At 65.2% G+C, this 8,988-nt stretch carries 10 protein-coding genes and 1 pseudogene; 5 read left to right on the forward strand and 6 right to left on the reverse strand.

Going from position 1 to position 8,988, the window contains the following annotated elements:
* The 6 genes and pseudogenes from CVM52_RS20850 to lepA all read right to left on the reverse strand — a co-directional run.
* A pseudogene (locus tag CVM52_RS20850) lies at positions 1–146 on the reverse strand (bifunctional diaminohydroxyphosphoribosylaminopyrimidine deaminase/5-amino-6-(5-phosphoribosylamino)uracil reductase RibD); the annotation flags it as partial.
* A 20-nt stretch (positions 147–166) separates the two neighbouring features.
* The gene (gene nrdR / locus CVM52_RS20855) at positions 167–634 is read right to left on the reverse strand and encodes a transcriptional regulator NrdR (RefSeq protein WP_100164326.1); all 468 of its coding nucleotides are present in this window, start codon (positions 632–634) and stop codon (positions 167–169) included.
* A 161-nt stretch (positions 635–795) separates the two neighbouring features.
* Complete coding sequence (locus tag CVM52_RS20860) at positions 796–1,215, reverse strand: secondary thiamine-phosphate synthase enzyme YjbQ (protein ID WP_100164327.1); 420 nt, start codon at positions 1,213–1,215, stop codon at positions 796–798.
* A 6-nt stretch (positions 1,216–1,221) separates the two neighbouring features.
* Entirely contained in the window at positions 1,222–1,626 is a 405-nt protein-coding gene (locus tag CVM52_RS20865; RefSeq protein WP_100164328.1) for a hypothetical protein, read from the reverse strand.
* 24 nt (positions 1,627–1,650) lie between these two features.
* On the reverse strand, positions 1,651–2,070 hold the full coding sequence (locus tag CVM52_RS20870) for a hypothetical protein (RefSeq protein WP_100164329.1): 420 nt from the start codon (positions 2,068–2,070) through the stop codon (positions 1,651–1,653).
* A gap of 242 nt (positions 2,071–2,312) precedes the next feature.
* Positions 2,313–4,112 carry a translation elongation factor 4 gene (lepA, locus tag CVM52_RS20875; protein ID WP_100164330.1) on the reverse strand — a complete coding sequence of 600 codons (1,800 nt, stop codon included), beginning with the start codon at positions 4,110–4,112 and terminating at the stop codon, positions 2,313–2,315.
* A 35-nt stretch (positions 4,113–4,147) separates the two neighbouring features.
* Between lepA and CVM52_RS20880 the strand changes: the two genes are divergently transcribed.
* The 5 genes from CVM52_RS20880 to CVM52_RS20900 form a co-directional block, all read left to right on the forward strand.
* Positions 4,148–4,426, forward strand: a complete 279-nt coding sequence (locus tag CVM52_RS20880) for an acylphosphatase (RefSeq protein ID WP_100164331.1) — start codon at positions 4,148–4,150, stop codon at positions 4,424–4,426.
* A 104-nt stretch (positions 4,427–4,530) separates the two neighbouring features.
* Entirely contained in the window at positions 4,531–4,860 is a 330-nt protein-coding gene (locus CVM52_RS20885) for an arginine transporter (protein ID WP_240621017.1), read from the forward strand.
* A 74-nt stretch (positions 4,861–4,934) separates the two neighbouring features.
* Positions 4,935–5,900: a LysR family transcriptional regulator gene (locus tag CVM52_RS20890; RefSeq protein ID WP_100164332.1), complete on the forward strand. Its 966-nt coding sequence runs from the start codon at positions 4,935–4,937 to the stop codon at positions 5,898–5,900.
* Between the two features lie 122 nt (positions 5,901–6,022).
* Complete coding sequence (locus CVM52_RS20895) at positions 6,023–7,639, forward strand: Hint domain-containing protein (RefSeq protein ID WP_100164333.1); 1,617 nt, start codon at positions 6,023–6,025, stop codon at positions 7,637–7,639.
* A gap of 272 nt (positions 7,640–7,911) precedes the next feature.
* On the forward strand, positions 7,912–8,988 hold a 1,077-nt coding region (locus CVM52_RS20900; protein ID WP_100164334.1), incomplete at its 3' end, for a DEAD/DEAH box helicase.

Here is an 8,988-nt window from a genome sequence, read left to right on the forward strand (position 1 = left end):
GCCTCGGTCTCGGCATGAGGGCGGCCGCCGGGCTGGGTCCAGCCGCGGCCAACGATGCGGCCGTCCTTGACGATAACGCAGCCGACGGCCGGGTTGGGCCAGCACGCCCCCTGCCCGCGCCGGCCCAGCGACAGGGCCAGCGCCATAAAGCGGGAATCCGCCCGGTTCACTCGTCCGGCTGCGTTTTCGGGCGCAGCTCGTGCACGAAGTCCTCGAAATCGTCGGCGGCCTGGAAGTTCTTGTAAACGCTGGCAAAGCGCACATAGGCCACGGTGTCGATCCGGGCCAGCGCCTCCATCACGATCTCGCCGATCTTGCTGGAGGGAATGTCGGTTTCGCCCATGCTTTCCAGCCGGCGCACGATGCCCGAGATCATCTGGTCGATACGTTCCGGCTCGATCGGGCGTTTCTGCATCGAAATGCGGATCGAGCGCTCCAGCTTGTCGCGGTCGAAATCCTCGCGCTTGCCCGAGGATTTGATCACCACCAGGTCGCGCAGCTGCACCCGTTCATAGGTGGTGAAGCGGCCGCCGCAGGCCGGGCAAAAGCGCCGGCGCCGGATCGACACGTGGTCTTCCGCCGGACGGCTGTCTTTCACCTGGGTGTCGATATTGCCGCAAAATGGACAGCGCATCCAAATTCCCCCGTGTTTCCGCCCCTTTAGGGTCTACCACCCGTTTATCCACAGCCACTATAGGGCGCTTGTCAGGCGTTGTGTAGTGCAATTTCCGCACCACCACATCCTGTGGCATAACGGGCGCAAATCACGCGCATCCCGTTGTTTTCAAAGCAGGATCAGCCCAGATGCGCGGCCACCCGGCGGCTGTGCGGCGCATCGCGATGTTCGAACAGGTAAATCCCCTGCCAGGTGCCCAGCACCATGCGCCCGCTGCTAACCGGAATGGACAGCGACACCGGCAGCAGCGCCGCCTTGATATGGGCCGGCATGTCGTCGGGCCCTTTCAGCGTATGGCGCAGATAGGACAGCGACGGATCGGTCGCCGGCGGCACGCAGCGCGACAGCCAGGCCAGCAGGTCGGTCTGCACATCCGGGTCGGCATTTTCCTGGATCAACAGCGAACAGGAGGTGTGGCGCACGAACAGCGTCAACAGCCCATCCGTCGCCCCGGTGTCATGCAGCCAGCCCGCAACCTCGCGGGTCAGTTCGTAAAGCCCCTGCCCTCGGGTGCCGAGATGGAATTCGGTCTGCGCCATGCCGGGTCAGAATTCCAGGTTCTTGCGGTCCAGACAATAGTTGCGGGCGAAGGCGACGCTCAGATTGTCGCCGACGCGACGCATCGACAGGAACAGGCCGTCGCGTGGAACGGCCCCTGGTGGTGGGGTCAGCGAAAACTGGACTGAAGAGGTGCGGTTGCTGGTTTCCGGCGCGCCGCGGCTGCGCACCAGATACACGCGCTGGGTGCTGTCGGCTCCCAGAACGCGCATGGCGTAATCACCGGCGGCGCACCAGAAATCCGGCCCGCCCGACCCGGGCGCGCCGACCACTTCAAAACCGCCGCCGGACAGGGGATTCACCGTCAGCAGGTTATCCGCCTGCCAGGCCGGGGCGGCGACCGGCGCCAGCGCCATCAGGGCGGCGCACAGGCCGGTTCGCAGCTGGGTCATCACGCGCTCCTTGTCGGTCGGGGCTTAGGGCCGCAGGATCGGGGGCACGGCCGGTTCGGCGCCATAGCAATATTGCTGCGCCGCCCCCGCGCGCAGGTTGTCACCGACATCGTTCATCGACAGGGCAAACCCCGGCTGCAGGTCGGCACCGGGCGGCGGGGTCAGCGAGAACTGCACCGCCTTGCGGCCGGGCCGGCTGACGCTGGGGCCGATGGCGCGCCAGAGATACAGGCGCTGTACCGCGGCGGCCCGCATCTGGCGATAGGCATAATCGCCGGCGCCGCACCAGAAATCGGTGGGGCCAGAGCCGACCTCGCTGACAACCTCGAACACGCCGTCGCCCAGTGGGACAACCTCGTGCCGGTTATAGGCCGTCCAGGCCGAGCCAAGCGTGGGCAGCAGGGCGAGCGCCGCCCCGATGGTGAGTGTGGTGATATGTTTCATCTGTCTTGGACCTTTTCTGCTTCAAAATGGCCCGTCCCAGACAGAGTGTGAGCGCGCCGCGCCTGTTTTGCAAGCGACGGCTGATCACAAGCGGGTCAGAATAAGGGGCGGCTGTACCGCGACAGGGGCTGTCATCCCCGCGCAAGCGGGATTCTCGAACCGGCAGCGCCCTGCCCCGCCATGCGGGCACACGCTTGGCGGCGCCAAGCGCTGTGACCCGCCCGCGCGGATTATGAACAGCCTCAGCTGTCCATTTTCAGGGCGGAGATGAACGCTTCCTGCGGGATGTCGACCTTGCCGAACTGGCGCATCTTCTTTTTCCCGGCCTTCTGCTTTTCCAGCAGCTTGCGTTTGCGGGTGGCGTCGCCGCCATAACATTTGGCGGTCACGTCCTTGCGCAGCGCGCTCAGGGTTTCGCGGGCGATCACCTTGCCACCGATGGCGGCCTGGATCGGGATCTTGAACATGTGGCGCGGGATCAGCTCTTTCAGCTTTTCGCACATCGCCCGGCCGCGCATCTCGGCACGGTCGCGATGCACCATCATCGACAGCGCGTCGACCGGTTCGTCATTCACCAGCACCTGCATCTTGACCAGGTTGTCCTGACGATAGCCGATCATCTGGTAGTCGAAGCTGGCATAGCCCTTGGTGACCGATTTCAGCCGGTCGTAGAAATCGAACACCACCTCGTTCAGCGGCAGGTCATACACCACCAGCGGGCGGGTGCCGGCATAGGTCAGTTCCTGCTGGATGCCGCGGCGGTCCTGGCACAGTTTCAGCACGTCGCCCAGATAGTCGTCGGGCACCATGATGGTGGCCTTGATGCGCGGCTCTTCGATATGGTCGACATGGGTCATGTCGGGCATGTCGGCGGGGTTGTGCAGTTCCTGCATCGACCCGTCCTTCATGTAGACGTGATAGACCACCGAAGGCGCGGTGGTGATCAGCTCGATATCGTATTCGCGTTCCAGCCGGTCGCGGATCACCTCGAGATGCAGCAGCCCGAGAAAGCCGCAGCGAAAGCCAAAGCCCAGCGCGGCGGAGGTTTCCATTTCAAAGCTGAACGAGGCATCGTTCAGCGCCAGCTTCTCGATCGCGTCGCGCAGATCCTCGAACTCGGCGCTGTCCACCGGGAACAGCCCGCAGAACACCACCGGGATCGACGGTTTGAAGCCGGGCAACGGTTTCTCGGCGCCCTTCTTCTCGTGGGTGATGGTATCGCCGACCTTGGTGTCGCGCACCTGCTTGATCGAGGCGGTGATAAAGCCGATCTCGCCCGGGCCGAGCTCGGCCACGTCGCGCATCGCCGGGCGGAACACGCCGATCTTGTCGATCTGGTGCACGGTCCCGTTGCGCATGAACTTGACGCGGTCATTCTTCTTCATCACCCCGTCCATGATGCGGACCAGGACGACGACGCCCAGGTAGGGATCGTACCACGAATCGACCAGCATCGCCTTGAGCGGCGCGGCGCGGTCGCCCTTGGGCGCGGGCAGCCGGTGGCAGATCGCCTCGAGCGTTTCGTGGATGCCGATGCCGGATTTGGCCGAGACCAGCAGCGCCTCGGAGGCGTCGATGCCGATCACGTCCTCGATCTGTTCCTTCACCCGGTCGGGTTCGCTGGCCGGCAGGTCGATCTTGTTCAGCACCGGGACGATCTCGTGATCCGCATCGATGGCCTGGTAGACATTGGCCAGCGTCTGCGCCTCGACCCCCTGGGTGCTGTCGACAACCAGCAGCGAGCCTTCGACGGCATGCATCGAGCGCGACACCTCGTAGGCAAAGTCGACATGGCCGGGCGTGTCGATCAGGTTCAGCACATAGGTCTCACCATTGTCGGCGAGATATTCCAGCCGGACGGTATTGGCCTTGATGGTGATACCGCGCTCGCGCTCGATATCCATGGCGTCGAGCAGCTGCTCTTTCATCTCGCGGTTGGAGACGGTGTTGGTGGCCTGAATCAGACGGTCGGCAAGCGTGGACTTGCCGTGATCGATATGGGCCACGATCGAAAAATTGCGGATATGCGCGAGGTCGGTCATGCTGCGGGATATGATGCGGATTTGGGATTTGGTCAATGGCGCGTGAAACGGTGCTGAGCCTGCGGGTGACCGGTCGGGTGCAGGGGGTTTCCTTTCGCGCCTGGACTCAGGCCGAGGCGTTGCAGCGCGGCCTGGACGGCTGGGTGCGCAACGAGGCGGACGGGTCGGTCTCGGGCGTGATCGCCGGCGATGCGGCGGCGGTGGCGGCGATGCTGCGGGCGCTGCAGCGCGGGCCCGGCGCGGCGCGGGTCACCGGGGTGACGACCGCGCCCTATGACGGCGATGTGGCGGGCGGATTTGTGATCCGCCGCTGAGCGCGGCGCGATGCGGGCCGGATTGAAAGGCCGCCGCGGTTTCGGCATAAACAGCGAAAACCTGCCCCGCGAAGGGGCGATACGAGCGGATAGCATAGCAGACCATGATACGCATTCTTGCAGCGCTGATTGTCCTGACATTTGTGGCCTCCTGCGGCTCGGGCCGCGGATCGGCGGTGACGCGGGTTGTCGGCGGGCCGATCACCTCGGCCTGCATGCAGGCGGCCCGCACCGGCGCCACGCTGGAACGCTGCGGCTGCGTGCAGGCGGTGGCCAATGACTCGCTCAGTTCCAGCGATCAGCGGCGCGGCGCGGCCTTCTTCACCGATCCGCAGCGCGCGCAGGAGATCCGCCAATCCTCCAGCCGCAGCGATTCGGAATTTTGGGAACGGTGGAGCGCGTTTAGTCAAAAAGCCGCAGAACTGTGCGAGTAGCCCGAAAGGTGCGTTGATTTCTTGACCTCGAGGAAGCCTGTGGTCATGAAGGTCTGAAGGCTGAGGGGCTGCTTATGCTGATCAAGGGCGTCACCCTGCGCGGGCTGGAAGTGTTCGAGGCACTGGCCCGGACCGGATCGGTCGCGCAGGCGGCCGAGCTCACCGAGCTGAGCCAGCCGGCGGTCAGCCAGCAGCTGCGCAACCTGGAATCGGCACTGGGCACCGATCTGGTTGACCACACGCGCCGGCCGATGGTTCTGACCGCCGCGGGGCGCAGCTTTCTCGCGCGGACCGAAGCGGTGCTGAACGAATTGCGGCTGGCACAGAGCGAGCTGACGGTGATGGACCTGACCCATCTGACCACGCTCAGCATCGGCATGATCGACGATTTCGACAATGACATCACGCCGCGCCTGGCCACGGTGCTGGCCGACAACATGGTCAAATGCCGGTTCAAGCTGGTCACCGCCTCGAGCAATGAGATCAGCGCGGCGATGGCGGCACGCGAGCTGCACATGGCGGTGGCGGCGAATACCGACCAGGTGCTGGAGGGCATCCGCGAATATCCGCTGGTGCGCGACCCGTTCATCCTGGTCACCCCGCGCGGCGCGATCGAGGATCCGCGCGAGATCCGGGACAAGCGCAGCACCCTGCCCTTTCTGCGCTATACCCGCGAGCAGCTGATCAGCCGCCAGATCGAGGCGCATCTGGCGCGGCGCAACCTGGATTTCGAGGAACGGTTCGAGATCGGCAGCCACCTGGCGCTGATGGCGATGGTGGCGCGGCGCATCGGATGGACGGTGACGACACCGCTGGGCTACATGCGCGCGGTGCGCTTCCAGGACGAGATCGACGCCTTTCCACTGCCTTTCGAGGGGTTTGCCCGCACCATCTCGTTATTCGCGGCGGCGGATTGGAACGACAAGGTGCCACGCGACATCGCCCAGACCCTGCGCCACCTGGTACAGCGCAAGATGATCGCACCCGCGGTGGCACGGCTGCCCTGGCTGGCCGGCGATCTGCGCCTGATCGAAGCCTGAACAAGGGCAGCACGCGCCGGTGAACTGTGGCGGAGCCGTCGCAATCACAGCCGCTTACGTAAAATTTTCGCCATTTTTTAAGGGTACCTGAAAGCGATTGAGGGCAGCACGGGTGATCCAAAATGGGCAAGAATGACTGTGACGAGGACGCGAAGGACGAGACGCTAGAACACGAGGACGCGCGCGACGAGGAAGGCGACGAGTACAACGAGGAAGGCGACGAGCGCGACGAGGAAGACGACGAGTACGACGAGGAAGACGACGAGCGCGACGAGGACGACGACGAGCGCGACGAGGACGACGACGAGCGCGACGAGGAAGACGACGAGCGCGACGAAGAAGACGACGGGCACGACGAGGAAGACGACGGGCACGACGAAGACGACGACGAGCGCGACGAGGACGACGACGAGCGCGACGAGGAAGACGACGAGCGCGACGAGGAAGACGACGAGCGCGACGAGGAAGACGACGAGCGCGACGAGGAAGACGACGAGCGCGACGAGGAAGACGACGAGCGCGACGAGGAAGACGACGAGCGCGACGAGGAAGACGACGAGCACGACGAGGAAGACGACGAGCGCGACGAGGAAGACGACGAGCGCGACGAGGAAGACGACGAACGCGACGAGGACGACGACGAACGCGACGAGGAAGACGACGAACGCGACGAGGAAGACGACGAGCGCGACGAGGACGACGACGAGCGCGACGAGGACGACGACGAACGCGACGAGGAAGACGACGAACGCGACGAGGAAGACGACGAACGCGACGAGGAAGACGACGAACGCGACGAGGAAGACGACGAACGCGACGAGGAAGACGACGAACGCGACGAGGAAGACGAGCGCGACGAGGACGACGACAGGGATACCGGTGCGGGCACGACCTATACCGATCAGTTCTTTGTCCTGAGTTCCGTCGAGCGCGGGGAAACGGCCGAGGTCTTCGAGATGGACCTGGTCGACCGCAACAATGACGGCGACTTCGACAAGCACGACGATGACAGCATCGACGGGCAGGACATCAAATCGTCCTATGACGATACCACCGTCACCATCGAGACGGCTGACGACGGCCAGATCACCTATACCGGCGCGATGCTGAAACTCGATGACGGGCGCTGGGTGTTCACCCCCACCGATGGGCAGGTGTTGCAAAGCGGCTCGCTGGTTTCGGCCTCGCGATCTTCGGGCCATAAATCACCGCTGTATGCCGAGGATCTGGGACCGGTCTGTTTCACCCCCGGCACGCTGATCCAGACCACCCAGGGCCTACGGCCGGTCGAGGCGCTGCGCCCTGGCGAGTTGATCCTGACGCGCGACCACGGACCGCAGCCGCTGCTGGGCCTCTGCCGCGAACGATTTACCGCGCTGGGCGCGGCGGCGCCGGTGCTGATCCGCAAGGGCGCGCTGGGCAATGATGCCGACCTGATCGTGTCTCAGCAGCACCGCATGCTGATCTGCGACTGGCGCGCCGAGCTGTATTGCGGCGCCCCCGAGGTGCTGGTGGCCGCGCGCCACCTGGTGGATGGCGGCGCGATTTCGCTGCTGCCCGGCGGCATGGTGGACTATTTGCACCTGCGCTTTACCGGGCACGAAATCGTCACCGCCGCGGGCATTCCTTCGGAAAGCCTGTTCCCGGAATTCGCCGCACTTGTCGACGCGCGGTCGCCCCGGGCGGCCCTGGCCCGTCCGACCCTGCGCAGCTATGAGGGGGCGGCGCTGGCGGCCTGAGCGCGGCGCGTTGCATTAACCCATTGACTTTTGGGCGCCCAGGCCCCATCTGGGCGCCTGTAGTCGCCGGCATCCTTTCCGGTCCGGAACATCCTTCCGATCCTGCGATACAAGTTTTCCCGCATTCAGGTTCTCCTGTTTCGCGTAGGGGCTTTCGCGATTACGGCCGCCGGGCAATTCGGCCCGCGGTTCTGTCGCAGCCCGTTTTCACCCTGTGTATCCAACCAGGGCAATCCGGCCCGCCATGGTGGCGTGGCCCGAAAGGACTTAAAATGACATTCGAGATGCTGGGCCTGCGCCCCGCACTGCTGGCCCGTCTGGCCGAGCTTTCCCTGACCGAACCCACCCCGATTCAAAGCCGGGCGATCCCCGAAGTGATGAATGGGCGCGACGTGATGGGCCTGGCCCAGACCGGCACCGGCAAGACCCTGGCCTTTGGCCTGCCGATCGCCGACGCGCTGTTGCAGGACCAGATGCGCTGCATGCCGAAATCGGCGCATGGGCTGATCCTGGCGCCGACCCGTGAACTGGCCAAGCAGATCCACGACAACCTGTCGGCGGTGCTGAAAGGCGCGCATCTGCGCCTGGGCCTTGTGGTTGGCGGTGCCTCGCTGAACGCCCAGGCCCAGCGGATGCAGCGCGGCGTTCACCTGCTGATCGCCACGCCGGGCCGGTTGCTGGACCTGATCGAGCGCGACGCCATCCGCCTGGACGACACCCGCTATCTGGTGCTGGACGAGGCCGACCACATGCTGGATCTCGGCTTTATCCACGCGCTGCGCCGGATCGCCAAGATGCTGCGCGACGAGCGGCAGACGCTGCTGTTTTCGGCCACCATGCCCAAGCAGATGAACGAGATCGCGGCGGCCTTCCTGACCCGCCCGGTGCGGATCGAGGTGGCACCGCCGGGCAAGACCGCCGACAAGATTGACCAGTCGGTGATCTTTGTCGATGCCGCCGCCAAAAGCGAAACGCTGTCCGACCTGCTGGATGGCCACCGCGACGAGCTGGCGCTGGTGTTCACCCGCACCAAACACGGCGCCGACCGGCTGAGCCGCAAGCTGGGCCAGTCGGGCTTTGCCGTCGGGGCGATCCACGGCAACAAGTCGCAGGGTCAGCGGACGCGGGCGCTGGAAGAGTTCCGGCAGGGCAAGCTGCGGGTGCTGGTCGCCACCGATGTCGCCGCGCGCGGCATCGACATCCCCGATGTGCGCCACGTCTACAACTTCGAGCTGCCCAACGTACCGGACAATTACGTGCACCGGATCGGCCGCACCGCCCGCGCCGGGCGCGACGGCCGCGCGGTCAGCCTGTGTTCGCCCGCCGAAGCCGGCGAGCTGCGCGGCATC

Origin of the sequence: Pseudooceanicola lipolyticus (genome assembly GCF_002786325.1) — a bacterium.
GTDB classification, from domain to species: Bacteria; Pseudomonadota; Alphaproteobacteria; order Rhodobacterales; family Rhodobacteraceae; genus Pseudooceanicola_C; species Pseudooceanicola_C lipolyticus.

Coding starts and splice junctions, on each gene's coding strand:
- nrdR (WP_100164326.1), bottom strand. CDS start 634: ATGCGCTGTCCATTTTGCGGCAATATCGACACCCAGGTGAAAGACAGC.
- CVM52_RS20865 (WP_100164328.1), bottom strand. CDS start 1,626: ATGACCCAGCTGCGAACCGGCCTGTGCGCCGCCCTGATGGCGCTGGCG.
- CVM52_RS20880 (WP_100164331.1), top strand. CDS start 4,148: ATGGCGCGTGAAACGGTGCTGAGCCTGCGGGTGACCGGTCGGGTGCAG.
- CVM52_RS20890 (WP_100164332.1), top strand. CDS start 4,935: ATGCTGATCAAGGGCGTCACCCTGCGCGGGCTGGAAGTGTTCGAGGCA.
- CVM52_RS20860 (WP_100164327.1), bottom strand. CDS start 1,215: ATGGCGCAGACCGAATTCCATCTCGGCACCCGAGGGCAGGGGCTTTAC.
- CVM52_RS20895 (WP_100164333.1), top strand. CDS start 6,023: ATGGGCAAGAATGACTGTGACGAGGACGCGAAGGACGAGACGCTAGAA.
- CVM52_RS20885 (WP_240621017.1), top strand. CDS start 4,531: ATGATACGCATTCTTGCAGCGCTGATTGTCCTGACATTTGTGGCCTCC.
- CVM52_RS20870 (WP_100164329.1), bottom strand. CDS start 2,070: ATGAAACATATCACCACACTCACCATCGGGGCGGCGCTCGCCCTGCTG.
- lepA (WP_100164330.1), bottom strand. CDS start 4,112: ATGACCGACCTCGCGCATATCCGCAATTTTTCGATCGTGGCCCATATC.